The sequence below is a fragment of the Clostridium sp. YIM B02551 genome, from assembly GCF_022324735.1.
GTDB classification, from domain to species: Bacteria; Bacillota; Clostridia; order Clostridiales; family Clostridiaceae; genus Clostridium_T; species Clostridium_T paridis.
On sequence record NZ_JAKGTF010000006.1, the window covers coordinates 43,567 to 69,851 of the forward strand.

The window sequence follows — 26,285 nt, forward strand, 5'->3', positions numbered from 1 at the left end:
ATTGACAAAGTAAATAAGTGGGAATATTATATTATTAACAATTGAATAGAGATAAATCTATGAGTAAGAGTAGTAGCTCAAAAAGAAGTTTTCAGAGAGTAAGTGGTTGGTGTGAACTTACAGCAGATTTTTTTGTGAATGGACTTACGAGAGTGAGCTGAAATTTTAGTATGCAATACGTTTTCCTACGTTACAGGGATAGGATATGAAGGTATCTGATAATGAGATGGTATAATTATATCTATTTTTATATAGATTTTTATACTAACTGAGGTGGCAACGCGATAATTCGCCCTCTACAGAAATAATTTTTCTGTAGAGGGCTTTTTTATTTTTACAAACTTATAAGGGGGCTATTTTATGGATTTTAAAAATTATTTATTAAGAGTTGCATCAGGGGAAAGTCTTAATAAAACTGAAGCTAAAGAAGCAGTGAATTATATGTTTTCTGAGGCTTCTACGGAAGGAGAAATAGGTGGGTTTCTCTTAGCACTAAAAACAAAAGGTGAAAGTTACGAAGAGATAGCAGGAATGGCAGAGGGCATGAGAGAAAATGCATTGAAATTTAAAGAGATGAAAGGATTATTTGACAATTGTGGAACAGGTGGAGACTGTAGTGGTACCTTTAATATTTCAACAACTAATAGTTTCTTATTAGCTGCTGCAGGGGTTAAGGTAGCTAAGCATGGTAATAGATCCATCTCATCTAAAAGTGGATCAGCTGATTTACTAAAGTCTCTTGGGGTTAACATTAATTTACCAAAAGAAGGTATTGAAAAGTTACTAGAGGATATAGGAATTGTATTTCTTTTTGCTCCTAATATGCAACCTAAATTCAAGAAAATTATGCAAGTTAGAAGAGATTTGAAGATACCAACTATTTTCAATATATTAGGTCCTTTAGCAAATCCATTTATACTTGAATCTCAGTTATTAGGAGTATATAAAAAAGACCTAATAAAACCAATAGCTGAAGCATTAAAATCAATGGGGAGAACAGGAATCGTAGTAAATGGAGAGGACAGATTAGATGAAGGGACATTAACAGGAGAAACCTATTTGGGAATAATATCAAAGGATTCAATTGAATATAAAACAATTACACCTGAAAGCTTAGGATTTAATAGAATAAGTCTAGAAGATATTAGAGGAGGAGAGCCGGAATTTAATAAAATAATTTCATTAGATGTATTAAATGGTAAAAAGGGTCCATGCAGAGATACTGTAATTTTTAATGGCGCTTTAGGGCTATTAGCAGCAAATAAAGTATCAAGCATAGAAGAAGGAATTTCACTTTCAGAAGAGCTAATTGATTCTAAGAAAGCATTAATTAAGCTTAATGAACTAATTGAAGGGAGTCAGAAATATGCATAACATCTTAATGGAGATTATATCAAAGAAGAAAGAAGACTTAAAACTGTTAAATAGGGAACAGATTCATGCGAAGGCTTTGAAATTAAAAGATAGGAAAGGGGCTTCATTAAGAGAGTGTTTATTAAAATCAAGCTCAATAGGAGTTATATCAGAAATAAAAAAGGCATCACCATCAAAGGGAAATTTAAATTTAGATTTAAATGTAGAGGAAACAGCTAAGCTGTATGAAGAGAGTGGAGCCTTAGGGGTATCTGTTTTAACTGAAGAAAGATATTTTAAGGGAAGTTACAATGATTTGGAAAAAGCAAGAAAAGTATTAACAGTTCCTATTCTAAATAAAGACTTTTTTGTTGATAAAATTCAAATTGATCTATGCAAGATATATGGGGGAGATGTGATTTTATTAATCCTCAAGGCTTTAACTCAAGAGGAAGCTAAGGAAATGCTTGAGTATGCACACTATATGAATTTAGAAGTTTTAATGGAAGTTCATGATAAAGAAGAATTATTTAGAGCAAAGGAGCTTAAACCAGATATCATTGGGGTAAATAATAGAAACTTAGAAACTTTTAATGTAACCTTGGATACTACTATAGGTTTATCAAAGTATATGGAAGAAGGCGAACTTATTATATCCGAAAGTGGAATAAAAACTAGAGAGGATGTGGAGAAACTTAAAGCTCATGGAATAAAAGGGATATTAGTAGGGGAAACCTTTGTGACATCAAGGAACTTAAAAGAAACCTTTAAGGAGTTAAAACTATAATGACCAAGATAAAGATTTGTGGAATAAGAGATATAGAAATAGCAAAATTTACTGAAAACTTGGGAATCGATGCATTAGGTTTTATCCTCTGTCCCTCTAAAAGAAGAATTCAAATTAATGAGTTAAAAGGAATTACTAGAAGTTTAAAATCGGATGTTGATAAAGTTGGGGTTTTTGTAAATCAATCAGAGGATTATATAAAAGAAGCTTATTATGAAGGCGATTTAACTATGGTCCAGCTTCATGGAGAAGAAAATGAAGACTTTATAAAAAGGTTACCTTTCACAGTTATTAAAGCATTTAATGTTGATAGTTTTGAAGAAATAAAAAGAGCATTAATATTTGATGTGCCATACATTCTTTTAGAGGGGAAAGGAAATGAAAGAGGGGGAAATGGAAATAGTTTTCCTTGGGAGCTACTTGGAACACTTTCTAAAGAAGAAAGAAGTAGAATAATTCTTGCAGGAGGATTAAATGCAGAAAATGTGCAAGAAGCCATAAGTTTAGCCAATCCTTATATGGTAGATGCATCTTCAAGTTTAGAGATAGGCGGAGTTAAAAACAAGGATAAAATAGAAGGGTTTATAAATAAAATTAGGGGGCTTAAATATGAAATATAATTTACCGGATGAAAAAGGACATTTTAATATATATGGGGGACGATTCGTAGGAGAAACATTAATAGAACCATTAAAAGAATTAGAAAGATATTATAATGAAGCTATAAGTGATGAAAACTTTAAAAAAGAGCTTGATTATTATCTAAAAAATTATGTTGGAAGAGAAACACCTTTATATTTTGCTGAAAGGTTAACTGAATATTGTGGAGGAGCTAAAATTTATTTAAAAAGAGAAGATTTAAATCATACAGGTGCTCATAAAATTAATAATACTTTAGGGCAAGCCCTTTTAGCATTAAGAATGGGGAAAAAGAAAGTGGTTGCTGAAACTGGGGCAGGTCAGCATGGCGTTGCAACAGCAACAATTGCTGCAATGTTTAATCTAAAATGTATTGTTTTTATGGGGGCAGAGGATGTAAAAAGACAAGCATTAAATGTATTTAGAATGAAACTATTAGGTGCAGAGGTTGTATCAGTTCATAGTGGAAATAAAACTCTAAAGGATGCATGTAATGAGGCTTTAAGATATTGGGCCGAAAATGTAGAAGATACAAATTATATTTTAGGTTCGGCATTAGGACCTCATCCATATCCAAGAATGGTAAGAGATTTTCAAAGTGTAATAGGTAAAGAGACAAAAGAACAAATATTAAAAGTAGAAGGAAGACTTCCGGATTCAATAATAGCTTGCGTTGGGGGAGGAAGTAATTCAATAGGGATGTTTTATCCATTTATTGAAGATAAAGATGTTGAACTTATAGGAGTTGAGGCTGGTGGACTTGGAGTTGAAACTAATGAACATGCAGCAACTATAGCAAAAGGGGAAAAAGGTATACTTCATGGAGCACTTATGTATCTTCTACAAGATAAGGATGGGCAGGTAATAGAGCCATATTCTATTTCAGCAGGATTAGATTATCCGGGAGTTGGCCCTGAACATTGTTATTTAAATGATATAAAGAGAGCAAAATACTACCCAATTAATGATGATGAAGCACTTAAAAGTTTTGAATTACTTTCAAAGCTTGAAGGAATAATTCCAGCATTAGAGTCTGCTCATGCTGTAGCATATGCCTTAAAGAAAGCAAAAGAAATGAATAAAGAGGAAATTCTAGTTGTTTGTCTATCTGGAAGAGGAGATAAGGATGTTGAGAGAGTAAGCGAACTTTTTGGGGGTGAAGGTAATGAGTAATTTAGGAGAACTTTTAAAAGAAAAGATTAATAATGGTGAAAAAGCATTTATTCCTTATATCATGATTGGAGAAGAGAGTTTGGATAGAAGTTATGAAGATATCTTGTTTTTTGAGAAAGCAGGAGCAACCCTAATTGAATTGGGGATTCCATTCTCAGATCCGACTTCAGATGGAAAGGTAATTCAGGAAAGTGGTATTAAAGCATTAAAGAATGGGGTTAATGTTGAAAAAGTATTTGAGTTAATTAAAAAAGTAAGAGAAGTATCAGATATTCCGTTAGTCATAATGAGTTATATTAACCCAATATTTAAATATGGGCTAGAAGAATTTTTTAAAACATCAAAGGAAGTAAATCTTCAAGGAGTAATTTTGCCGGATGTACCTATAGAGGAAAAGGCATTTATAGAAGAATATATCGATAAATATGAGATAGCTTATATACCTTTATATTCTCCAACAACTCCAAAATCAAGGGTTAAAGATTTGTGCTTAAATGGAGAAGGATTTTTATATGTAGTAACCTCTCTTGGGGTAACAGGAGAAAAAGATATAGATAAAAAAGCATTAGAGGAAGAGTTTAACTTGATTAGAAAAGAAGCTACATTACCGTTGATGGCTGGTTTTGGAATAAGTAGTAAAGAAGATGTAAAAGAGATTATTAAATATGCTGATGGAGTTATAGTAGGAACAAAAGTTATAAAATTACTAAGGGAAAATGATTATAATACTTTAGAAGATCTTATAAAGGCGTCAAAATTATGATAGAAAGTGTTAAAAAGAGATATATAACTCCTAAAAATATTGAAATTACTACCTATAAAGAAGAATTAGAATTTAAGGATTTAGGCTTTTTAGAAGAAAAGATTAATACTAATAAAGGAGCATTATTTTCATCTAACTACAAATATCCTAATAGATATTCAAGATGGGAAGCTGCAGTAGTGGACCCATATTTAGAGATAAGAGCTTCAGGATTAAAGGGCGAAATTACAGCGCTAAATTCAGGTGGAAAAGAATTATTAAAGATTGTATATGATGTGATTTCTAATATAAATGGAATATCTTTAATTAAAGAAGATACAAAAATTTTATTTAATATTGAAAAAGATAATAAGGTATATAAAGAAGAAGAACGAAGCAAAAAAAGAAGTATATTTACTCTTATTAGAAGCTTAATGAATTCATTTAAAACTACTGATCCATGGATTGGCTTATATGGAGCCTTTGGATATGATTTAGTATTTCAATTTGAAGATGATATAGAACTAGTTAAATCAAGAGATGATTCGGAAGATTTAGTGTTATATCTTCCTCAGAAGATTTATATAAAAGATAATAAATTAACTAAGACATATTTTATTAACTATGATTTTTCATATGAAGGAATTTCAACTAAAAATAAAGCGGGGACAGTTACTAACAGATTTAAGTTAAATAAATTATTAAATGAAGAATATATAAAAGAAGGAGATTATGAAAAGATAGTTACTCTAGCAAAGGAAAGCTTTAGAAGAGGGGATTTATTTGAGGTAGTGCCATCCTATTCAATGGTTAGAGAAACTAAGTTATCGCCAAAAAAGATATATCATAATCTGAAGAATATAAATCCAAGCCCCTATAATTTCTTTATTAATTTGGGCGGAGAATATTTAATAGGATCTTCTCCTGAGATGTTTGTTAGGGTTGAGGATAATAAGATTGAAACTTGTCCAATAAGTGGAACAATAAAAAGAGGGGCTAATCCAATAGAAGATAGTGAACAAATTAAAAAGTTAATTAATTCTTTAAAAGATGAAGAAGAATTAACTATGTGTACTGATGTTGATAGAAATGATAAAAGCAGAGTATGCAAAGAAGGAACAGTAAAAGTTTTAAGTAGAAGAACAATAGAGATGTACTCACATCTAATTCATACAGTGGATCATGTAGAAGGAATTTTAAATGAAGGATATGATTCTTTAGATGCTTTTTTGACTCATATGTGGGCGGTAACCTTAACAGGAGCTCCAAAGAAAAGAGCAATCGAATGGATAGAGAGGGTCGAAAAAGATAGACGAAATTGGTATGGTGGAGCAGTAGGGTTTATTAAATTCAATGGAGATTTAAATACAGGAATTACTTTAAGAACCTTAAGATATATAGATAATAAGGTTGAAATTAGGGTTGGGGCTACTTTGTTAAATAATTCAATTGAAAAGGATGAAGAGCTAGAAACCAAAGTTAAAGCTCTTGCAATGCTTAAAAGTTTAGAATTTCAAGAAGATAAAAAGTCGCAAAAAATGTTAACTGTCCCCTTTAAGGATAAGAAAGCACTAATTATTGATCACGAGGATTCTTTTGTCCATACCCTAGGGAATTATATTAAAACCTTAGGCTTTAATGTAACTACATTTAGAGGAGAAGAAGCAAGAAGGAGTTTAAGAGACAATGATTATGATGTTGTTATTTTATCACCTGGACCTGGGACACCAAAGGAATTTAAGCTTAGTGAGAGTATAAAATTGGCGTTAGAAAAAGGAATACCAATACTAGGGGTATGCTTAGGTCTTCAAGGAATTGTTGAGTATTTTGGAGGAACTCTAGATTATGTTGAAAAACCGAGACATGGAAAGAAGATGAAGGTAATAAAGCATGAAGAGGCACCATGGCCGTCAATAAAGAAAGAATTCAAGGTTGGATTATATCATTCTATATATGGAAAGACAATTGGAAATGAGCTTATTAATATATGCGAAGATGAAGAAGGCATACTTATGGGAGTTGTGCATAAATCGCATAAGATATTAGCAGTTCAATTCCATCCTGAAAGTATACTTACAATTGAAGCGAGTAATGGAATTAATTTGCTCAGGGACAGTTTTACATTTCTTTTAGAATAATAGGTTGAAAAAGATAGCAAAATAAGCTATAGGGTTTTTTATAGGAAACTTAATTTATTCTTGTTTGATATTAGGCATGAATAAGTTATTAGTTGAACTTAAAACCCTATAGCTTTTTTATTTTAAGGTATATTTTCATATTTTAAAAATTATTAATTAAATAAAGTGATATAGTTTATATAGAATTTTAAAGACATAAATTTTACGGGGGATGGCCTATTATGGTTAAAGAAAGAAGAAAAACTAGGAAAAATAATCACATATCAAGTTTAGGAAAAGTACTTATGTTAATTCATGTACTATTTTCATTGTGTAATGCACTTTCTAATACATTTGTAAATGTTTACCTATTCAGATTAACTTCTGATTTAAAATACCTTGGAATATATAATATAATCGTCTATTTTTTTGTTCCAGTAGCATTTATATTATCAGGATATATAGCAAGAAAGAAGGGAACAACCTATTGTTTCAGATTGGGAATAGTATTTTATATAATATTTTACTTAAGCGTGCTTATATTAAAGGAAAAGGTTAAGGAGTTTTTACCTTTAGTGGGGGTATTTAGCGGGCTAGCAATGGGCTTTTACTATTATGGTTATAATAAATTAGTATTTGATGTTACAGATGATAAAAATAGAGGTTATTATCTTGGAATATCAGGTTCAATAATATCAATTACAGCTGCACTAGCTCCTATGTTATCAGGTTTTGTAATTGTTAATTTTATAGGTATGCTAGGTTATTACATAATATTCGGAATAAGTTTTGTACTATTTGTACTTGCTATTATATTGAGTAGTAAACTTAAAAATGAAAAATTATCAGGAACATTTAATTTTAAAGAGACACTTCTAAATAGTGGATATAAACCTTGGGATAAGATAATGAGAGCGAATTTCTTGATGGGACTAAAAGATGGGGCTATGGCGTATCTTTTAAATATACTAGTCTATCTAATATTCGGAAATGAACTTGCTATGGGAAAATATACAACAATAGTTTCTATTTTAGGAATAATAAGTTCATATATAGTAGGGAAAATGTATAAAAGAGACAAAGCTTCAAAGTGGTTGTTTTCAGCAGCAATATCAATTTTTATTTCCACTATTTTGCTAGTTATACTTAATAATAGGACAGGGATAGTTATAAATGGAATAGTATCCTCGATCTTCACAATATTTTGGAATGTGCCATTTAATGAAATTATGTATCATGTGGCCCATAAGGCAAGCGAGAAAAAAGATAATTTAGGTGATTTGTTAATAGTTAGAGAAATACCTATAGCAGCGGGAAGAATACTGGGCTTTATATTATATATTTCAGTAAGCTTATTATTTGTTGGAGATACTCCAATAAAAATAATACTACCACTATTAGCATCCATTGGTGTTATAAATTTTATATATTTAAGAACTGTAATAAAAGAAAAATAATTAATTGTAATGGAGACCTTCTACTTTAGCTTGTAGAAGGTCTCTTTTGCGATAAAAATTAAATAGGAAAGTTATAAAGGCGAAAATTTTTATGAAATTATATAAAAACATACGGAAAGCTATTGATTTTTATAGCAGAGTAGTATAAACTTTCGTATTGGGAAGAACTTTCCCGAGAAAAATGTTAAAAATGTTCACTTATATAAATCTGGGAATAAGGTCCGGATGTATCTACCGAGCTACCGTAAATAGTTTGAGCTATAAGTGCTGATCTTTTATTACACGACTTTAATAATGGAGGGTGATATTATGTATGATGTAATAATTGTTGGGGCTGGTCCAGCAGGAATATTCACAGCATTAGAACTAGTTAAACAAGGAGCAGATAAGAAAATTCTGATTCTTGAAAAAGGTAAGAGCGTAGAGAAAAGACATTGTCCAAAGGATAAGACAAAAACTTGCGTATCATGCAAACCATATTGTCATATAACTACAGGTTTTTCAGGGGCAGGAGCATTCTCAGACGGAAAACTTTCGCTAAGTTATGAAGTTGGCGGAGATCTTCCGAACTTAATTGGAGGTACAAAAGCACAAGAATTTATAGATTATACAGATGGTATATATTTAGAATTTGGTGCTGATAGCAAAATAGAAGGAATAGATAATCCGGAAGAAGTTAAGAAAATTCGTAGAAAAGCAATTGAAGCTGGATTAAAATTAGTTGATTGTCCAATTAGACATTTAGGAACAGAAAAAGCACAAGAAATATACTTTAAAATAGAAAGATACCTTATTGAAAATGGTGTTGAGATTAGATTTGACACTTTAGTAAAAGATTTAATTATAGAGGACAACAAAATAAAAGGTGTAATTTTTACAGATGCGCTTAAAAAGACTTCAACTAATGAAGTATATGGAGAAAATATAATAGTTGCAGCTGGAAGAAAAGGAGCAGACTGGTTAAGTGATATGTGCGTAAAGCATAATATTTCACATAGAGCTGGTACAGTAGATATAGGAGTTAGAGTTGAAATAAGAAATGAAGTAATGGAAGATGTCAATAAGGTTCTCTATGAATCAAAACTTATTGGATATCCAGGACCGTTTAATGATAAGGTGAGAACCTTCTGCCAAAATCCAGGTGGATTTGTAAGTCAGGAAAATTATGATAACAATTTGGCGATAGTAAATGGACATTCTTATAAGGATAAAAAATCTCAAAATACAAATTTAGCTATATTAAGCTCACATAATTTTAGTGAACCGTTTGATGAACCAATAGAATACGGTAAAAAAGTAGCTGAACTTGTTAATATGCTTGGAAATGGAAAAATATTAGTTCAAAGATATGGGGATATAATAGAAGGAAAAAGAACTTGGCAACATGAATTAGATAGAACTAATGTAATGTACACATTACCAGATGCAGTTGCAGGAGATTTAACTGCTGCAATGCCTTATAGATCAATGACAAATATATTAAACTTCATACAAGCTATGAATACAGTAGTTCCAGGTTTTGCTTCAAGTGAAACTCTTTTATATGGACCTGAAATTAAATTCTATAGCAATAAAATAAATATAGATCAAAACTTTGAAAGTAACATAAAGGGTCTATACTGCTTAGGAGATTCAAGTGGATGGACAAGAGGTCTAATGATGGCTTCATTAATGGGAGTTATCATGGCTAGAAATCTTTTATAGAAAAAACAAGCTTATAAAAATTCAATTGAGAATTTCCCAATAAAAATAACTCCAGAATACATAGTGTGTTCTGGAGTTATTTATTTACATATAGGGTTTTAAGTTCAACTAATAATTTATTCATGCATGAAAATGTCCAGAAACCTACATTTTCAAACAAGAATAAATTAAGTTTCCTATAAAAAACCCTATACTAGTTATTTATTTCGGATAATTGTTCTTGTATTTCTTCTCTTGTAAAATCATTTGCTTCTAAGATCTCATCATCTAAAGCTAATAGGTAAATATAAAAATCTACTAATTCCGAAGTGTAGTGAGTATTATTTTCTGCTAATTCATAAATGGCATCTTCAGCTTTTACATATTCATTTAAATCCTTATAATAGGTAAAAAGTTTATGCTGCAATTCATCAGGAAGTTCGTATTCTCTTAAAGCATCCATAATTTTAATAAATTCGCCCTTGAATTGACTATCTTTAACATCGAAATCTCTATCTAAAGACAATTCAAATATTTCGTAGCTTTTATTTATTTTCGAATAATTCTCTTCTTTGATACCTTCAATAAATAATAAGGTACTTACTATCAATACTCTAGAAAAGTCTTTAATTCTTTCATTAGTAAGTAAATTAATTAATTCTTGAGATGGTAAAGACTTTAATAAGTCATAGTTAAACCCAGTATATTGCTTGTAAATTTCTATGATATTATTTCTAAAATCCTCTAAATCCATGTCCTCTATGTTTGGAACTTTCATCAAAAAATCAGCTACAATTTTATCACTTAAGTCATTTTTGATCATTAAATAAACCTCTCTTAACACTAAATTTAATATATATTATTATATCATGTTGTTAAAAAGATAAAAATAAATTATTATGTTAATATAATTAATAATTATTATCCGAAAGGGAGGGATAAATATGAAGATAATTTCTTGGAATGTTAATGGATTGAGAGCAATATTAAAAAAAGAATTTTTGCCTTGGTTTAAAGAGGCTTCACCAGATATTTTATGTATTCAAGAAACAAAATTGCAGGAAGCAACATTAGAAGAGGACGCTAAAAATATTGAGGGATATTATTCGTACTTTTCTTTTGCAGAAAAAAAAGGGTATAGTGGAGTTGCAACCTATACAAAAAAGAAACCTAATAACGTATATCATGGCATAGGAATAGAGAAGTTTGATAGTGAAGGAAGAATACTAATAACAGAATTTGATGAGTTTACCCTGCTAAATATATATTTCCCCAATGGTCAGATGAATGAAGAGAGGCTAAATTATAAAATGGAATTTTATGATGCCATTTTGGATTATTGCAATGACTTGGTTAAAAGTGGGAAGAAATTAGTTATATGCGGTGATTATAATACAGCGCATACAGAAATGGACATAAAAAATGCCAAAGCAAATGAAAAAACTTCAGGTTTCTTACCGATGGAGAGAGAATGGTTAGATAAATTCATTTCAAATGGCTATACAGATACATTTAGACATATTAATCCTGAAGAGGTTAAGTATTCATGGTGGAGTTATAGATTTAAAGCACGTGAAAGGAATACGGGTTGGAGAATAGACTATCATTTTATTACAGATAGCTTAAAACCAAATTTAAAAAATGCAGAGATATTAAACGAAGTATTTGGTTCTGACCATTGTCCTATTACAATTGAGCTTAGCTTTTAATTCGTGTTTATATATTTAGGATAAAGATGGTATGAGTGTGAAATGCCTAATTTTTAATGATGAAATGTTTTATGATTATGTTTTCATTTGATAAATTATTAAAAAAGACCTAACATATAAGTAAAAACTTTATTTTTATAAAAGCTATTGATTTTTAAACTCTAACAGTGTAACATACAGATATAAGATGGTTAATACGAACATTCGTATTAATATGATGGTTATTATTCATTTCGTATATGTTTGATAATATGGATCAAACGTTTCTACCAGGAGGCCGTAAACTACCTGACTACGAATGTATAGTTTTTTGCGTACAAAAAAACTATACGTTCCTGGGCAGGCCTTGCTCAGGATTTTTTTGTTTTAATGAGAAATTTTAACAAAAGAAAACAAAACAAAACAATAGTAAAAACAAAAAAATTAAATTTCGGGGGGAAATGTAATGAAAAAATTCCTAAAGGTAATTTTAAGTGCAGCTGTTGCAGCATCTGTAGTATTAACTGGATGTAGTAGCACTGGAAGTGAAAAGAAGGAAGCGAAGAAACTAACTGTTGGATTTTTATATGTAGGACCAATAGGTGATGGTGGATTCACTTACGCTCAAGATCAAGGTAGACTTTATCTTGAAAAGGAAACAGGAGTAAAAACACTTTACAAAGAATCTGTTAAAGAAGATAAGGCAGAAGTAGAAAAAGCTATTGATGATATGGTAGATCAAGGTGCTAATGTAATTATTGGGACAAGCTTTGGTTTCCAAGATGGTATGGTTTCATCAGCTAAGAAATATTCAGATGTAACTTTCCTACACTGCTCAGGATATGAAACAGCTGCAAACTTAGGTCAATATTTTGGTAAGATTCATGAAATGATGTACTTAAATGGAGTTGTAGCAGGTTTAAAAACTAAATCAAACACTTTAGGATTTGTTGGAGCATTCCCAATACCAGAGGTTATAAGAAACATAGATGCATTTACACTAGGTGCTCAATCAGTTAATAAGAACGTTAAAGTAAAAGTTTCATGGACTAATACTTGGTACGATCCAGCTAAAGAAAAACAAGCAGCTGAAGGATTAATAGATCAAGGCGCTGATGTTATAGCTCAACACCAAGATACAGCTGGTCCACAACAAGCAGCAGAAGCTAAAGGCGTTTACTCAGTTGGATACAACACAGATATGAGTAAAACAGCTCCAAAAGCTAACATGACATCAGCAGTTTGGAACTGGGGCCCATACTTTGTTAAAACCATAAAAGCTATTCAAGATGGTACTTGGAAATCAGAAAAGTACTGGGGTGGATACGAAGATGGAATAGTATCACTTGCACCACTTACTTCAGTAGCACCAGAAGGAGCTAAAGATGCAGTAGCAAAAGCTGAAGATAAGATTAAGAGTGGAAAGAATGTAATATTCCAAGGTCCAATTAAAGACCAAAGTGGAAATGTTAAGGTTGCAGAAGGAAAAACATTAACAGATGATGAAATCTGGAATATAGATTGGTTTGTTCAAGGGGTAGAAGGAACAATTCCAAGCTCTAAGTAATATAGGGTTAAATTCAAAAATAAAGAACTGAAGAAGTTATTTCTTCAGTTCTAGTTTTATGGAGGCGTGAATGAATAATAATACACCATTAATATCGTTAATTAACATTGAAAAAAGATTTGGTACAGTATTAGCAAATCATAATATAAACTTAGATCTTTATAAGGGAGAAATTCATGCATTACTTGGAGAAAATGGTGCGGGTAAAAGCACACTTATAAATATAATATCAGGAGTTTATTCTCCAGATGCGGGTGAAATAAAACTTAACGGAGAAAAAAAGAGTTTTGGATCCCCTAAAGAAGCTATGGATGCAGGCGTAGGAACAATTTATCAACACTTTAAGTTAGTAGAAGCAATGACAGCAAGAGATAATCTTAACCTTGGAAATAGTAAGGGGTTGTTTTCAAAGGGTAAAAAGATAGATGAATCTATTATGGAAATTTGTAAGACATATGATTTGGAAGTAGATTTAGATAAGTATGTATCCGACATGTCAGTTGGAGAAAAACAAAATTTAGAGATATTAAAGGTTTTATATAGAGGGGCTAAAATATTAATATTAGATGAGCCAACTACAGTATTTACACCACAAGAAACTGAAAAGCTATTTAAGATAATGAGAAAAATGAAAGAAGCTGGATGTGCAGTTATTTTTATATCTCACAAAATGGATGAGGTTATGGAAATAAGTGATAAAGTAACAGTTTTAAGAAAAGGGGAAACAATTAAAACTCTTATGAAGAGTGAAACATCACCTAAGGAATTAACTGAACTTATGGTAGGAAGAGCTGTAGAACTGTCAATAGAAGCAGTAGAAGCAAAACAAGGAAAAGAACTTCTTAATGTAGATGGACTAACTGTACTTAGTGAAGAAGGAACTGAAGCTATAAGAAATATCTCTTTCTCTATAAAGGCAGGAGAAGTTCTAGGAGTTGCAGGAATAGCGGGTGCAGGACAAAAGGAATTGTGTGAGGCTATTGCAGGAATTTCTAAAGTCAAAGTTGGAAAAATAGTCTTTGATGGTGAAAACTTAGAAGGAAAAAATCCTAGAGAATTTGTTAAAAGAGGAATAAGTATGAGTTTCATTCCTGAAGACAGATTAGGTATGGGGTTAGTTGGATCCATGGATATGGTTGATAACTTACTTCTAAAATCCTACTATTCTCAAAAAGGACTTTTGATTGATAGAAAGCCAGTAATAAAAAGAGCTTTAGAACTTAAAGATAGATTAGAAATTAAAACACCTTCAATACATTTTCCAATAAGAAATTTATCAGGTGGAAATATTCAAAAAATATTGCTTGGAAGAGAGCTTAGTGTAGATCCTAAACTGCTTGTAATGGCATATCCAGTTAGAGGATTAGATATTAACACATGTTTTACTATTTATAATCTTATCAATGATGCAAAAAAGAATGGTACAGCTGTATTGTTTATTGGGGAAGATTTAGATGTTTTAATGCAACTGTGCGATAGAATAATGGTTATATGTAATGGAAATGTAAGTGGAACCATCGATAGTAAAGATGCAACAAGAGAAAAACTAGGACTAATGATGGTAGGGGCAGAAGCCTAAGGAGGATAGCATTTTGATTAGATTAGTTAAAAGAGAAGAAGTTAAAAAATCCACAAATATTAAGATAAGAATTCTTTCTATATTAATAGCTATTTTAATTGCAGGAATTTTCTTGCTAATATTAGGAAACAATCCAGTAGATGTATTTGGAGGAATGATTAAAGGTGCATTAGGCTCTCCAAATAGAATAAGACAAACAATCATTGTTGCAATACCTTTAGTAATTGCATCAATTGGAGTTGGTGTTGCATTTAAAATGCTTTTTTGGAATATAGGTGGAGAAGGCCAAATATTTATGGGAGCTTTTGGAGCTGCGATAGTTGCATTAAACTTTACAGCATTACCTAAACCTATATTACTTTTACTTATGTGTATAGCAGCTATTATATGCGGTGGATTATGGGCAATGATAGCAGGATTTTTAAAAGTATATTTTAATACAAATGAAACTATTATTACGTTAATGCTTAATTATGTGGCACTTAAATTTATAACTTTATTGCAGTTTGATTTACTTAAAGATAAGAATGCTATGGGCTTTCCTAAAATAGCAAACTTTGCTGATAAAGCATTGCTACCTAAGTTATTTGGAGTACACATAGGATGGATTATTGCACTAATAATTGTGGTAGTTTTCTTTATCTTTATGAATCATAGTAAACTAGGCTATGAAATAGCTGTTTTAGGAGAAAGTAAAAATACTGCAAAGTATGCAGGAATAAATATAAATAAGACAATATTTAAAGCAGTATTTATAAGTGGAGCTTTATGTGGCCTAGTAGGTTTTATTCAGGCATCGGCAGTTAGCCAAACTTTATCAATAGAAGTAACAAATGGAGTAGGAAATACAGCTATTATAATTGCATGGCTTGCAAATTTAAATGCTATCTTTACTCTTGTTGTATCTTTCTTATTTGGTGTTTTGATACAAGGTGGAGCGTATATACAAACAGCTTTTGGAATACCAAATGCAGCAGCATCAGTCATTCAAGCATTAGTATTATTTTGTGTACTAGCAGGTGAAATGTTTATTAGATATAAAATAGATTTTAAGGGGGTAAAAAGATGAATGTAGAGTCATTTTTACATGCAGCTATAATTGCAGGAACTCCTTTATTATTAGCTACTTTAGGAGAAATATTAACCGAAAAGGTTGGTAACCTTAATCTAGGAGTAGAAGGAATGATGCTTCTAGGAGCGGTTTTGGGATTCTTAGTGGGATATGGAACAGGAAATCCTATGCTGGCTTTACTAGCAGCGATTGCGGCAGGAGCATTCGGAGCTTTTATTTATGCAGTACTAACAATAACATTTAGGACTAATCAAGTAGTTACTGGATTGACACTAACTATTTTTGGAACCGGAGTTTCTTCATTACTTGGTCAAAAAGTAGTTGGTCAAGTAGTTCCAGATTCAGTAAAGAGTTTTTTTGCACAAATGAAAATACCGGTGCTAGGTGATATTCCATTTGTAGGATATATATTATTTAACCAAGATACCTTTGTGTATATATCTTATGTACTTACTATCATTGTAGGTATTTATATGTATAAAACAAGGATTGGATTAAATCTAAGAGCAGTAGGAGAGAATCCTGGAGCAGCAGATTCAGTAAGTATAAATGTATCATTATATAAATATGTAAATATCATTATAGGAGGAGCTTTAGCTGGACTAGGTGGAGCATATCTTTCACTAGTATATGTACCAGTATGGCAAGATAACATCACATCTGGAAGAGGATGGATAGCAGTAGCTTTAGTAATCTTCGCAGCTTGGAATCCATATAAAGCTATTTTAGGTTCTTATCTTTTTGGAGGTTTAGATATCATTGGATTTAGACTTGAAAAAACAATAATTTCTCCATATATACTAAGCATGCTACCATACTTAGTAACGATTTTTGTGTTAGTTGTAATATCAGTAAGAAAATCAAAGAAGAATGCACCTCCAAGTTCATTGGGACTACCTTATTTTAGAGAAGAAAGATAGTCCATATAATCTCATAAATAGTGTATAATTAATAAAGGAATTCAGTTTTTCTGAATTCCTTTAAGTTATTTTTAAAGGAGACTACTAATGAAGAATAACAGTACAATAAAATTAATGATTTCAATGCTTATATGGGGAAGCTTAGGAGTATTTGTTAAAAATATTAATTTGCCATCACAAGAAATAGCTTTTTCAAGAGCAGTTATTGGAACCATATTCATTTTTTTTGTTAATAAATTTTATTTTAAAAATTCATTAAGTGAATTGTTTGATAGAAAAAATAGAAAAACTTTATTTATTTTAATAGCACTTGGAATATTCTTAGGACTGAATTGGATTCTGCTTTTCCAATCATATAAGTATACAACAATTGCAAATGGAACATTAACATATTATTTAGCACCAGCACTAGCTATATTATTGGCACCATTTATTATAAAAGAAAGAATTAAACTAAAGAGTATAATATCAGTTATAATTGCTATATTTGGACTGTTTCTTATTCTCACTTCTAATAACACAAATCAAACAGGAGAATACAATCACTTTTTAGGTATATCTTTTGCACTATTAGCAGCTTTAGTTTATGCACTTATTATTTTAATCAACAAAAAAGTACAAGGTGTAAATGGATTAAATAGTACATTTGTTCAAATGTTTGTTAGTGCAGTGAGCTTGCTGCCGATGATACTTTATAGAGGAGAATATATAATAACTTCTACAAAGACACTTGTATATCTATTAGTAGTAGGAATTATTCACACAGGTTTAGCTTATATTCTTTATTTTACAAGTCTTAAAAGTTTGGCTACTGAAAAGATTGCAATCCTAAGCTATATTGATCCTGTTTCTTCAGTAATATATGGATTTCTATTATTGGGAGAAGGTGTAAGCATAAAAACCATAGTTGGTGGGATACTTATATTGAGTACAGGGATAATAAATATGGACAAGGAGTGAGATATATATGAAAAAACAACAAAATAATACAGGGATAAAAGGCGATGTAATGAATGATGGTTTAAATTCAAGCGTAGGCTATAAAGCAGGTAATTTTACTAAAGATGCGGTTAAGGCATTTGAACAAAATGTAGCAAACAATACACCTAAGGGTGATAGATTTAGATAATATATAGGGCTTTTTATAGGAAACTTGATTTATTCTTGTTTGATATCAGGCATAAATAAATTATTAGTTGAACTTAAAACCCTATAGATATAGGTTTTTTAGAGACTGTTGTAAACTTCAACAGTCTCTTTTATATTGCTTTGTTAATGAATAAATATCTGGTATAATTTACAAAAATGGGTAATTAAGAAAGGTGAATATATATGGATATGCTTGGAATTTTGTTATTAGTAATATCACTAGTTTTTATAATTGCAATAATTAATGGACTATCAAGGATAAAAAAGATAACTGAACAGAATGAAATAATTGAACAAAAGCAAAGAAAATTAGAAAATAAACTATATGAGTTAAATGAAAAAATAGATAGAATTATACATTCTCAAGAAGATATATTGGATAAAATAAATCAAGATATATAAATTAAAGTTACTTGATTTTATAAAGAGCATGACATATAATAATGAAGAAATTTGTATTTAGGACAGTTCGAAAGCCTCCTGTCTTTAAACAAAACTACGGCTCAATAAAAGTAATAATAATTATTTTATTATTTATTTGTTGTGTTTTAAGGATTTTTAAGTGTAATAGTAAAAGTCCTTTATTTTGCCGTAGAAATTATTTCTACGGTTTTTTTACTTTTAAAAGAGGTTTAATAATTGTATCTTGGAGGAAAAAAATGAAAATAAAAAGATTGGTTTATTCCGCACTTATAGCAGCTATTTATGCTGCACTTACTTATTTAATAGCGCCAATAGCTTATGGACCTATACAATTTAGAATTTCAGAAATTATGGTTCTTTTGGTATTGGTAGATCCATTTTATATAGTTGGTTTAACATTAGGTTGTTTTTTAGCTAATTTATTAGGACCCTATGGATTTATGGACATAACAGTTGGTACATTAGCCACTTTTGTTGCGGTAGTATTAATGAGTGGAACTATTAAAATAATGAAAGATAGCAAGTTAGGAATAATTGTAGCATCTCTATGGCCAACAGTTATTAATGGAGTTTTTATAGGATATATGCTCTATTATGTTGTGCAGGCTCCGTTATTATTAACAATGTTCCAAGTTGGAGTAGGGGAGTTTGTTGTTGTAACTGTAGTTGGAGTGCCTATCTATTTATATTTAAAGGAAAAAAATATTTTTAAAAGACTAGGATATAGAGTATAGTTTTTAGAAAAATTTGAGGTTTATAAAGAGTCTAGTAATGTTAGTAAAGACGTGCATTAAAGGCTATTTATAAACCTTTATTACATTAAAATATATTAAAGGTTTAAGTTCACTAATAACTCATTCGCACCGGAGAATGTCCAGAAAGTGACATGCAAATTCTTTAATGCATTATATAGATATTGATGCTATAATAAAATATATTTTAAAAGCTAATTAATGAGGTGGAAAAATGAGTAATATTGCTGGACAAGGTTGTGAGGTTTTAGTACCTTTTAATGAAAGAAAACCTTTGGCTGAAATAGAAAGAAGTTTAATAAAAAAATATAGAAAACAAATATGGCGTAAATTTATAAAGGCAGTTCAAGATTATAAGCTTGTGGAAGAGGGGGATAGGATAGCAGTAGCCATTTCAGGTGGAAAAGATTCTATGATAATGGCAAAGCTCTTTCAGGAACTAAAAAGACACGGTCAAATGCATTTTGATTTAGAATTTATAGTGGCAGATCCAGGATATCATGAAAATATAAAGGAATTGCTTATTGATAATTGTAATTATCTTGGGATTCCAATACAAATATTTGATTCAGGAATTTTTGATGTAGTAGATAGAATTGCTCAAGACTATCCTTGCTATATGTGTGCAAGAATGAGAAGAGGATCTTTATATTCAAAAGCAAAAGAATTAGGGTGCAACAAGTTAGCATTAGGTCACCATTTTAATGATGTTATTGAGACTACTATGTTAAATGTTTTATATGCAGGTAACTTTAAGACCATGCTACCAAAACTAAAATCAACAAATTTTGAAGGTATAGAACTAATAAGACCGCTTTATTATATAGAGGAACAATATATTCAAAAATTTACGCAAAGTTCTGGAATATGGCCACTTAACTGTGCTTGTATGGTTGCAGCAAAGAAAACAGGAAATAAGAGATATGAAATAAAAGAATTAATTGAAAACTTAAAAAAGAATTTTAACAATGTTGATAAATCCATATTTAAAGCGGCTGAGAATGTTTCTATGGATGCCATATTAGGTTGGGAAAAAGATGGAATTAAACACAGCTTTTTAGAAGAATTCGAAGAATAAAAAAATTTTTCTTTTATTATTTAGGAAATAAGGTTAAAATTAAATGAATACCTAAATTGAAGGAGGTGAATTCTCAAAGACTAAGATTAGTCTTTGAGATACTATATGTCAGATAAAGAATTAAATAAAGAATGCGGTTGTGGCTGCGAAGGACATGATCATGAACATAATCATGGAGAAGGTTGTGAATGCGGACATGACCATGAACATGAAGAAGAAACTCTATTTGTTGATTTTGAAGATGAAGAAGGAAATATAGTTTCATTTGAAGTAGTTGATAGCTTTGAGTATGCTGGAGATGAAGAAGCTTTTAAAGGAAGTGTATATGCTCTAGTACAAGATCCTAGCGATAATTCAGTTTTCTTAATGAAAGCAGATACAGATGAATCATTAGTACCAGTTGAGGATGAAGCTGAATTTAATACTGTAGCTAAATTTTATCAAGATTTAGCAGAATAATTTTAAAAAATAGGTGTAAAGTGCAATAAAATTGCATTTTACACCATTTTTTTTAGTATAATATAACTAATAATTTATATTTATATAGATTAAAAAATAATTATATTTTTTGCGAAATAGGAGAAATAAAATGATAAAATTAGCTATTTTCGATATAGATTTTACATTGACAAGGCGAGAGACTTTGATGGAGTTGTTTAGGTATGTGATAAAAAAAGATTTAAAGAATATAAGATACATACCAAGAGCTATATATTGTGGAGTTATGTATGGATTAAAGTTTTATGATGAAAAAAGAGTTAAGGAAGGATTTTTAAAGTTCCTTGATGGGGTTGATGAGGCTGACTTAGCTATAATCGTAAAAGATTTTTATGAAAATAGATTAACTAATATATTATATGCTGATGCAATTAATACAATAAGAAAATTAAAAAGGGAAGGATATCTTATTTATTTAATATCTGCCTCTCCAGAATTTTATTTAAATGAATTTTATAATATTAAGGAAGTTGATAAGATAATAGGCACAAAGTTTTCTTTTAAGGAAGGAAAATTTATAAGAAGAATGGATGGAGCTAATTGTAAAGGAGAAGAAAAGGTTAGAAGATTAAAAGAAGAGCTATCAAAAGAAGGATTAGAAGTGGATTTTAAAAATAGTATTATGTATTCTGATTCAATGTCAGATAAACCATTGTTTGATTTAGTAGGTAAGCCATACTTAATTAATTATAAAAAAGGACATCCGGATATAGAAGTATTAACATGGAAATAGGAGGGTACAATTATGGCAATTGCACAAAATTATTATATTGAAAATGAAAAAGTAAAAGAAGCAAAAGAATATCATGAAGAAAATGAAGGGGTAGTTATATATGAGGTTCTTAGAATTATTAAAGGTATTCCGTTATTTTTAGAAGAACATTTAAAAAGAATGGATAATTCCTTTAAACTAATTAATAAAGTAAATCCATATGATTCCGAAATAATAAAGAAGTCTATAGAAAAGTTAGTAGAAGTAAATTCCGTATATGAAGGCAATGTAAAGATAACCGTTGAAGTAATGGATAGGGAAGACGTTTTAAGGGTGTATTATATACCTCATAGTTATCCAACGGAGGAACAATATGAAAATGGAGTAAAAACTATACTATACTTTGGAGAAAGAGAGAATCCTAACGCTAAAATTGTAAATAACAATTTTAGGAATGAGGTTAATGAGAAAATTAAAGATGCTGAAGCGTATGAAGCTATATTAGTTGATAGAAATGGATATATTACAGAAGGCAGTAGATCAAATATCTTTATGATAAGAGGTGATGAAGTGCTTACTTCTCCACTAAAAGATGTACTGCCAGGTGTGACTAGAGGTGAAATAATAGAATTGTGTAAAGATAATAACTTAATATTGAAAGAGGAGAAAGTGAGTTACAAGGATATTGAAAACTTAGATGGCTTGTTTATTACAGGTACTTCCCCTAAAATATTACCTATTTCTCAAGTTGATGGTTTTATATTTAACTCAAATTTAAATGATATCATTAAGAAATTGATGAAGAGTTACGAAAATAAAATATACGACTATATTAATTAAGTAATTTAAATATTTATGGACATATGGTATACTGAAGATGGTTGAAAGGGTGGAATTATGGGTAAATTTGTATTTAAAGGCGAAAATTTGGAAAAAGTTTTAAACAAAGCAAGTTTAGAATTAAATATACCTAGTAATGAGTTGAATTATAAGGTTGTTAATGAAAAACATGGTATATTTAAAAAAAGTATCGAAATTGAAGTCGAAGTTGCAGAGGAAGTTCAAGTTGATCAAGTTGAAATAGCAAAAGAAGAAAAAGAAGTTATATCAGAATTTGATGGAGCTGTTAGGATAGAAGATGGAGTAATTCATGTTAGAGATCCTAAGGAAAACGGAAAGCCAGCTGAAATATTTATTTCGAACTATCTAGAATGTTTTATTGATGGGAAAGAAGTTTCAGGAAGAACTAGAGTGTTTGAAAATAATAAAATTGAATTTGTTATTGGAGAACAAAAATCAAAAAGAAATATTGATATAAAAATTGATCAAGATGCAATGGAAGCTAAGATATCCATAAGTTATATACCAGAAATTAAGTATGCCATAAAAGACGCAGAAGAAACGATGTTGCTTGATGTTCAACTGGAAGAAAAAGAAATACAATTTCCACCTAAGTTTTCAGTTGATGATATTAAGACAATTTTACGTGAAAAAAATGTCGTTTTTGGATTGATAGAAGAAAATATTAAAGAAGCTTCAACATTAGAGAAGGTTGAAGAAATGGAAGTTGCTAAAGGTATTCCGGTTAAAAATGATATTCCGGATGAACTTAAAATTTACTTTAGTGAAAGCAATCAATCTAGAGGAGAAGATGATTTATCTAGGGTTGATTATAAGAATTTTTATTCTATTGCAAATATAAAGACAGAAGAAATTTTAGCCGAGATATTTAATGGCGAAGATGGAACTAATGGAACTAATATATTTGGAAAAGAATTGAAAAGAAAAATAGCAGGTAAATTAAATATAAAAACTGGTGAAGGTTGTAAGCTTGAAGACAATAAAATAATAGCTACAACAGAAGGAAGACCTTGCTTGAAATCAGGAGTTTTTCAGGTGAATAAAGTCTTGATGCAAGATATAGATGTTGATATGAAAAGTGGAAACATAAGCTTTATTGGAGATATTCATATAAAGGGAGAAGTAAAGGATGGAATGAGGGTTGATGCAGGGAATACCCTTATTGTTGAGAAAAATGTAAGCACTTCTACCTTAGTTGCAAGAGGGGATATTCTTATTAAGGGCAATTGCATAGGAAGCACAATAATTGCAGGGGGAGATAATACTGTTGTAGTTAATGAAATGACTTTACTAGGTGGAATAAAAGAAGATTTATGTGCACTTATTGAAGCTGTAGTCCAAGTAAAAGAAAGAAACTTATTTGGAAAAGGTTTGAAGGATGGAGAAATAATTAGACTTCTTTTAGATAAAAAATTCAAGAGATTATTAACAAAAAGTATTATATACCTTAGGGATACCAACAAGGAAGAGCTTCAAAATGATAAACTAAAATTCTTCTTAAAGAATAATATTTTTGGTCTTGGAGCTACTAACATAAAAAGCCATACTGAATTATATAACATAATTGATTTAATTGATGCGAAAAATGAAATTCTAAAATCTCAAGTTAAGCTTCCTGTGAATTTAACATTGGCTTATGCTCAAGACTGTAGGATACAAGCATCAGGAGACATAATATTTTCGGGAACAGGATCCTATCTTTCACATGTTGAAGCGTTGGGAGAGATTCATTTTAAAGGCAATAATTCAGTAGTGAGAGGAGGAGTTATTAAATCTGAAAAAGAGATACGATGTAAAATTGTCGGATCTGAAGGAGGAGGAAAAACTCAGCTTATTACAGGTAAAAAAGGACATATATATGCTGATGTAGCATATATAGGCACATGTCTTCTCTTTGGCTTAAGAGAATATGTTTTCGAAGAAGATTCAAAAAATGTACATGCTTATTTAGATGAAGATAATGAACTAATAGTTGAAAAGTTTGTGTTGTAGGAGGGAAAAATATGTCTTCTAACGAAATGAAAGTACTAATTTTTAGTTTGAACCAAGAAAGTTACGCAGTAAATATAATGGAAGTTGAAAGAATATTAGGTTATGAGGTTCCAACCTTAATTCCAGATGTTCCTGATTTTATTAAAGGAGTAATAAATTATGAAACTGGAATACTTCCAATTATTGATCTTAAAAAGAAATTTTCTTTGATAGATGTAACCTCACATGATAAAGAGAAAGATTCAAAAATTATAGTTACAAATGATACTGAAAATAAGTTTGGAATCTTAGTTGATAATGTATATGAGGTTAAGGACATAAAAACAACATCTATTGAAAAGAATCAAGCAGTTAGTTCCGGGGTTTCCGGAAGTTACATAGAAGGTTTAATAAAACTAGATAATAAGATAGTAATATTATTAGATCTTTCAAGAGTTCTTACTGAGGAAGAATCCGAGAGTATTTTTTAGGGGGATACGATATGCAAGACAATGATGTAAAAGTTGGCATAGCAGATTTAAATACGGTATACTCTCCTGGGAAAATAATGACTATTGGATTAGGATCATGTGTTGGGATAGGACTTTATGATAGAACAAAGGGTATAGCAGGTTTGGCACATATAATGTTACCAGATAGTACAAGCTTTAAAAACGTAACTAATGAATATAAGTTTGCAGATCTGGCAATACCAATACTAATAGAAAAAATGATTGTTCTTGGGTGCTCCAAGAGAAATTTAACAGCTAAAATTGCCGGTGGAGCATCTATGTTTAATTTTTCAGATAAAAGTATGGTAAATGACATAGGAAAAAGAAATGTTGAAGCAGTTAAGAAAACCTTAGATGAACAAAAGATTCCTATTTTAGCCTCTGATGTAGGAGGCAATAAAGGAAGAACTATGATTTTGTTCGCAGAAAATGGGTTAGTAAATGTCAAGACGATTGGGCAAGAAACTAAAGATTTATAATGGAGTTGATTTAATTGGATAAGATTAAGGTTTTAGTAGTAGATGATTCAGCTCTTATGAGAAAATTTATTTCAGATTTAATTAATCAAGAAGATGATATGGAGGCGATTGCAACAGCTAGAAATGGTAAGGAATTATTAAGTAAATTAATTAATTTTAAACCAGATGTAATAACACTAGATGTTGAAATGCCTGAAATGGATGGCATAGCCACTTTAAAAGAATTAAAGGCAAGCAGAATAAACATACCTGTTATAATGTTAAGTAGCCTAACAGCGTCAGGATCCAGGCTTACAATGGATTGTTTGAAATTAGGAGCATTTGATTTTGTACAAAAACCATCAGGATCTATTTCATTAGATATAAAAAAAGTGGCAAAAGATTTAACTGAGAAAATAAGAAATACTAGGTTTTATAATAAAAATAGAAGGGTAACTTCACCAATGAAATTGCCAGAGATTGCAGTAGATGTCGTAGGTAAAGGGAAAAAGATAGAAGGAAAAATTAAGGCTGTGGTGATAGGTGCGTCTACAGGTGGGCCTAAAGCATTAAATAATGTACTTCCGTTTTTACCTAAAAATTTAGATGTTCCAGTATTTGTTGTACAACATATGCCTAAAGGATTTACTAAGGCATTCGCTGAAAGATTGAATGAAACCTCAGACATGCATGTTGTTGAGGCCGAACACGGAATGATAATTGAAAATAATACGATTTATATTGCAAAAGCAGGATATCATATGGAAGTTGGAGCTGATAAAAGGATTTACTTAAATGAAGAACCATCTATTTGGGGTGTGAGACCAGCAGTAGATAAATTATTTCTATCTTCATCAAAAGTTTATGGCAAGAATTTATTATCAGTAATACTTACTGGTATGGGGAAAGATGGAGCTCAAGGAACAGTGGCGGTTAAAGATGCAGGTGGAATCACTATTTCAGAGGATGAAAGAACATGCACGATTTATGGAATGCCTAAGGCTGCATATGAAACTGGAAAAGTAGATTTAGTATTACCGTTAAATGAAATAAAAAATACAATAGTTAAAATTATAAAGGAGAACTTATAGCCT

At 30.4% G+C, this 26,285-nt stretch carries 26 protein-coding genes, 2 riboswitches and 1 other annotated feature; of the genes, 25 read left to right on the top strand and 1 reads right to left on the bottom strand.

What is annotated here, in order from left to right; all coding sequences use genetic code 11:
* Positions 1 to 50: 50 nt before the first annotated feature.
* Positions 51 to 300, top strand: a binding site (T-box leader).
* Between the two features lie 60 nt (positions 301 to 360).
* The 8 genes from trpD to L1S47_RS08460 all read left to right on the top strand — a co-directional run bounded on the left by trpD (position 361) and on the right by L1S47_RS08460 (position 9,972).
* Complete coding sequence (gene trpD, locus L1S47_RS08425) at positions 361 to 1,374, top strand: anthranilate phosphoribosyltransferase (protein WP_238883168.1); 1,014 nt, start codon at positions 361 to 363, stop codon at positions 1,372 to 1,374.
* A complete protein-coding gene (gene trpC / locus L1S47_RS08430) occupies positions 1,367 to 2,140 on the top strand; it encodes an indole-3-glycerol phosphate synthase TrpC (RefSeq protein ID WP_238883169.1) in 774 nt (257 codons plus the stop codon). The genes trpD and trpC overlap by 8 nt, the downstream gene beginning before the upstream one ends.
* On the top strand, positions 2,140 to 2,760 hold the full coding sequence (locus L1S47_RS08435; RefSeq protein ID WP_238883170.1) for a phosphoribosylanthranilate isomerase: 621 nt from the start codon (positions 2,140 to 2,142) through the stop codon (positions 2,758 to 2,760). The genes trpC and L1S47_RS08435 overlap by 1 nt, the downstream gene beginning before the upstream one ends.
* Positions 2,750 to 3,952 (top strand): tryptophan synthase subunit beta, encoded by a 1,203-nt coding sequence (gene trpB / locus L1S47_RS08440; protein ID WP_238883171.1) that lies wholly within the window; start codon positions 2,750 to 2,752, stop codon positions 3,950 to 3,952. The genes L1S47_RS08435 and trpB overlap by 11 nt, the downstream gene beginning before the upstream one ends.
* On the top strand, positions 3,945 to 4,715 hold the full coding sequence (gene trpA, locus L1S47_RS08445) for a tryptophan synthase subunit alpha (RefSeq protein ID WP_238883172.1): 771 nt from the start codon (positions 3,945 to 3,947) through the stop codon (positions 4,713 to 4,715). The genes trpB and trpA overlap by 8 nt, the downstream gene beginning before the upstream one ends.
* A complete protein-coding gene (locus L1S47_RS08450) occupies positions 4,712 to 6,832 on the top strand; it encodes an anthranilate synthase component I (RefSeq protein ID WP_238883173.1) in 2,121 nt (706 codons plus the stop codon). Before trpA ends, L1S47_RS08450 begins: the two co-directional genes overlap by 4 nt.
* 221 nt (positions 6,833 to 7,053) lie before the next feature.
* Positions 7,054 to 8,268, top strand: coding sequence for an MFS transporter (locus L1S47_RS08455; RefSeq protein WP_238883174.1), 1,215 nt, complete (start codon positions 7,054 to 7,056; stop codon positions 8,266 to 8,268).
* A gap of 178 nt (positions 8,269 to 8,446) precedes the next feature.
* A riboswitch (purine riboswitch) is annotated at positions 8,447 to 8,549 on the top strand.
* A gap of 25 nt (positions 8,550 to 8,574) precedes the next feature.
* A complete protein-coding gene (locus L1S47_RS08460) occupies positions 8,575 to 9,972 on the top strand; it encodes an FAD-dependent protein (RefSeq protein ID WP_238883322.1) in 1,398 nt (465 codons plus the stop codon).
* A 193-nt stretch (positions 9,973 to 10,165) separates the two neighbouring features.
* Here L1S47_RS08460 and L1S47_RS08465 read toward each other — a convergent pair whose 3' ends face one another.
* The gene (locus L1S47_RS08465; protein WP_238883175.1) at positions 10,166 to 10,774 is read right to left on the bottom strand and encodes a DUF6483 family protein; all 609 of its coding nucleotides are present in this window, start codon (positions 10,772 to 10,774) and stop codon (positions 10,166 to 10,168) included.
* Positions 10,775 to 10,895: 121 nt separating this feature from the next.
* On the opposite strand from L1S47_RS08465, the gene L1S47_RS08470 reads away from it, so the two are divergent.
* From L1S47_RS08470 to L1S47_RS08550, 17 genes are all read left to right on the top strand, one after another.
* Positions 10,896 to 11,660: an exodeoxyribonuclease III gene (locus L1S47_RS08470; protein ID WP_238883176.1), complete on the top strand. Its 765-nt coding sequence runs from the start codon at positions 10,896 to 10,898 to the stop codon at positions 11,658 to 11,660.
* Between the two features lie 212 nt (positions 11,661 to 11,872).
* Positions 11,873 to 11,975, top strand: a riboswitch (purine riboswitch).
* 130 nt (positions 11,976 to 12,105) lie between these two features.
* Positions 12,106 to 13,206, top strand: coding sequence for a BMP family ABC transporter substrate-binding protein (locus L1S47_RS08475; RefSeq protein ID WP_202768259.1), 1,101 nt, complete (start codon positions 12,106 to 12,108; stop codon positions 13,204 to 13,206).
* Between the two features lie 70 nt (positions 13,207 to 13,276).
* Positions 13,277 to 14,785, top strand: a complete 1,509-nt coding sequence (locus L1S47_RS08480; RefSeq protein ID WP_238883177.1) for an ABC transporter ATP-binding protein — start codon at positions 13,277 to 13,279, stop codon at positions 14,783 to 14,785.
* 13 nt (positions 14,786 to 14,798) lie between these two features.
* Positions 14,799 to 15,854: an ABC transporter permease gene (locus L1S47_RS08485; protein ID WP_238883178.1), complete on the top strand. Its 1,056-nt coding sequence runs from the start codon at positions 14,799 to 14,801 to the stop codon at positions 15,852 to 15,854.
* On the top strand, positions 15,851 to 16,777 hold the full coding sequence (locus L1S47_RS08490; RefSeq protein ID WP_238883179.1) for an ABC transporter permease: 927 nt from the start codon (positions 15,851 to 15,853) through the stop codon (positions 16,775 to 16,777). Before L1S47_RS08485 ends, L1S47_RS08490 begins: the two co-directional genes overlap by 4 nt.
* 87 nt (positions 16,778 to 16,864) lie before the next feature.
* Positions 16,865 to 17,737, top strand: a complete 873-nt coding sequence (locus tag L1S47_RS08495; RefSeq protein ID WP_238883180.1) for a DMT family transporter — start codon at positions 16,865 to 16,867, stop codon at positions 17,735 to 17,737.
* Between the two features lie 7 nt (positions 17,738 to 17,744).
* Positions 17,745 to 17,906, top strand: a complete 162-nt coding sequence (locus tag L1S47_RS08500) for a hypothetical protein (RefSeq protein WP_238883181.1) — start codon at positions 17,745 to 17,747, stop codon at positions 17,904 to 17,906.
* A 203-nt stretch (positions 17,907 to 18,109) separates the two neighbouring features.
* The gene (locus tag L1S47_RS08505; RefSeq protein WP_238883182.1) at positions 18,110 to 18,328 is read left to right on the top strand and encodes a hypothetical protein; all 219 of its coding nucleotides are present in this window, start codon (positions 18,110 to 18,112) and stop codon (positions 18,326 to 18,328) included.
* Between the two features lie 257 nt (positions 18,329 to 18,585).
* Positions 18,586 to 19,083, top strand: coding sequence for a QueT transporter family protein (locus L1S47_RS08510; RefSeq protein ID WP_238883183.1), 498 nt, complete (start codon positions 18,586 to 18,588; stop codon positions 19,081 to 19,083).
* A 232-nt stretch (positions 19,084 to 19,315) separates the two neighbouring features.
* Complete coding sequence (locus L1S47_RS08515; protein WP_238883184.1) at positions 19,316 to 20,179, top strand: ATP-binding protein; 864 nt, start codon at positions 19,316 to 19,318, stop codon at positions 20,177 to 20,179.
* A 105-nt stretch (positions 20,180 to 20,284) separates the two neighbouring features.
* Positions 20,285 to 20,638 carry a DUF1292 domain-containing protein gene (locus L1S47_RS08520; protein ID WP_238883185.1) on the top strand — a complete coding sequence of 118 codons (354 nt, stop codon included), beginning with the start codon at positions 20,285 to 20,287 and terminating at the stop codon, positions 20,636 to 20,638.
* A gap of 130 nt (positions 20,639 to 20,768) precedes the next feature.
* The gene (locus L1S47_RS08525) at positions 20,769 to 21,410 is read left to right on the top strand and encodes an HAD-IB family hydrolase (protein WP_238883186.1); all 642 of its coding nucleotides are present in this window, start codon (positions 20,769 to 20,771) and stop codon (positions 21,408 to 21,410) included.
* A gap of 12 nt (positions 21,411 to 21,422) precedes the next feature.
* Complete coding sequence (locus tag L1S47_RS08530) at positions 21,423 to 22,229, top strand: aminotransferase class IV (RefSeq protein ID WP_238883187.1); 807 nt, start codon at positions 21,423 to 21,425, stop codon at positions 22,227 to 22,229.
* Positions 22,230 to 22,286: 57 nt separating this feature from the next.
* The gene (locus L1S47_RS08535) at positions 22,287 to 24,242 is read left to right on the top strand and encodes a DUF342 domain-containing protein (RefSeq protein ID WP_238883188.1); all 1,956 of its coding nucleotides are present in this window, start codon (positions 22,287 to 22,289) and stop codon (positions 24,240 to 24,242) included.
* A gap of 11 nt (positions 24,243 to 24,253) precedes the next feature.
* Positions 24,254 to 24,712, top strand: coding sequence for a chemotaxis protein CheW (locus L1S47_RS08540; RefSeq protein WP_202768272.1), 459 nt, complete (start codon positions 24,254 to 24,256; stop codon positions 24,710 to 24,712).
* Positions 24,713 to 24,723: 11 nt separating this feature from the next.
* Entirely contained in the window at positions 24,724 to 25,212 is a 489-nt protein-coding gene (locus L1S47_RS08545; protein ID WP_238883189.1) for a chemotaxis protein CheD, read from the top strand.
* A 14-nt stretch (positions 25,213 to 25,226) separates the two neighbouring features.
* On the top strand, positions 25,227 to 26,282 hold the full coding sequence (locus tag L1S47_RS08550; RefSeq protein ID WP_238883190.1) for a chemotaxis response regulator protein-glutamate methylesterase: 1,056 nt from the start codon (positions 25,227 to 25,229) through the stop codon (positions 26,280 to 26,282).
* Positions 26,283 to 26,285 lie beyond the last annotated feature (3 nt).

Coding starts and splice junctions, on each gene's coding strand:
- L1S47_RS08505 (WP_238883182.1), top strand. CDS start 18,110: ATGGATATGCTTGGAATTTTGTTATTAGTAATATCACTAGTTTTTATA.
- L1S47_RS08435 (WP_238883170.1), top strand. CDS start 2,140: ATGACCAAGATAAAGATTTGTGGAATAAGAGATATAGAAATAGCAAAA.
- trpB (WP_238883171.1), top strand. CDS start 2,750: ATGAAATATAATTTACCGGATGAAAAAGGACATTTTAATATATATGGG.
- L1S47_RS08480 (WP_238883177.1), top strand. CDS start 13,277: ATGAATAATAATACACCATTAATATCGTTAATTAACATTGAAAAAAGA.
- L1S47_RS08495 (WP_238883180.1), top strand. CDS start 16,865: ATGAAGAATAACAGTACAATAAAATTAATGATTTCAATGCTTATATGG.
- L1S47_RS08455 (WP_238883174.1), top strand. CDS start 7,054: ATGGTTAAAGAAAGAAGAAAAACTAGGAAAAATAATCACATATCAAGT.
- trpC (WP_238883169.1), top strand. CDS start 1,367: ATGCATAACATCTTAATGGAGATTATATCAAAGAAGAAAGAAGACTTA.
- L1S47_RS08545 (WP_238883189.1), top strand. CDS start 24,724: ATGCAAGACAATGATGTAAAAGTTGGCATAGCAGATTTAAATACGGTA.
- L1S47_RS08520 (WP_238883185.1), top strand. CDS start 20,285: ATGTCAGATAAAGAATTAAATAAAGAATGCGGTTGTGGCTGCGAAGGA.
- L1S47_RS08450 (WP_238883173.1), top strand. CDS start 4,712: ATGATAGAAAGTGTTAAAAAGAGATATATAACTCCTAAAAATATTGAA.
- L1S47_RS08510 (WP_238883183.1), top strand. CDS start 18,586: ATGAAAATAAAAAGATTGGTTTATTCCGCACTTATAGCAGCTATTTAT.
- L1S47_RS08525 (WP_238883186.1), top strand. CDS start 20,769: ATGATAAAATTAGCTATTTTCGATATAGATTTTACATTGACAAGGCGA.
- L1S47_RS08465 (WP_238883175.1), bottom strand. CDS start 10,774: ATGATCAAAAATGACTTAAGTGATAAAATTGTAGCTGATTTTTTGATG.
- L1S47_RS08475 (WP_202768259.1), top strand. CDS start 12,106: ATGAAAAAATTCCTAAAGGTAATTTTAAGTGCAGCTGTTGCAGCATCT.
- L1S47_RS08530 (WP_238883187.1), top strand. CDS start 21,423: ATGGCAATTGCACAAAATTATTATATTGAAAATGAAAAAGTAAAAGAA.
- trpD (WP_238883168.1), top strand. CDS start 361: ATGGATTTTAAAAATTATTTATTAAGAGTTGCATCAGGGGAAAGTCTT.
- L1S47_RS08515 (WP_238883184.1), top strand. CDS start 19,316: ATGAGTAATATTGCTGGACAAGGTTGTGAGGTTTTAGTACCTTTTAAT.
- L1S47_RS08500 (WP_238883181.1), top strand. CDS start 17,745: ATGAAAAAACAACAAAATAATACAGGGATAAAAGGCGATGTAATGAAT.
- L1S47_RS08540 (WP_202768272.1), top strand. CDS start 24,254: ATGTCTTCTAACGAAATGAAAGTACTAATTTTTAGTTTGAACCAAGAA.
- L1S47_RS08490 (WP_238883179.1), top strand. CDS start 15,851: ATGAATGTAGAGTCATTTTTACATGCAGCTATAATTGCAGGAACTCCT.
- L1S47_RS08470 (WP_238883176.1), top strand. CDS start 10,896: ATGAAGATAATTTCTTGGAATGTTAATGGATTGAGAGCAATATTAAAA.
- L1S47_RS08535 (WP_238883188.1), top strand. CDS start 22,287: ATGGGTAAATTTGTATTTAAAGGCGAAAATTTGGAAAAAGTTTTAAAC.
- trpA (WP_238883172.1), top strand. CDS start 3,945: ATGAGTAATTTAGGAGAACTTTTAAAAGAAAAGATTAATAATGGTGAA.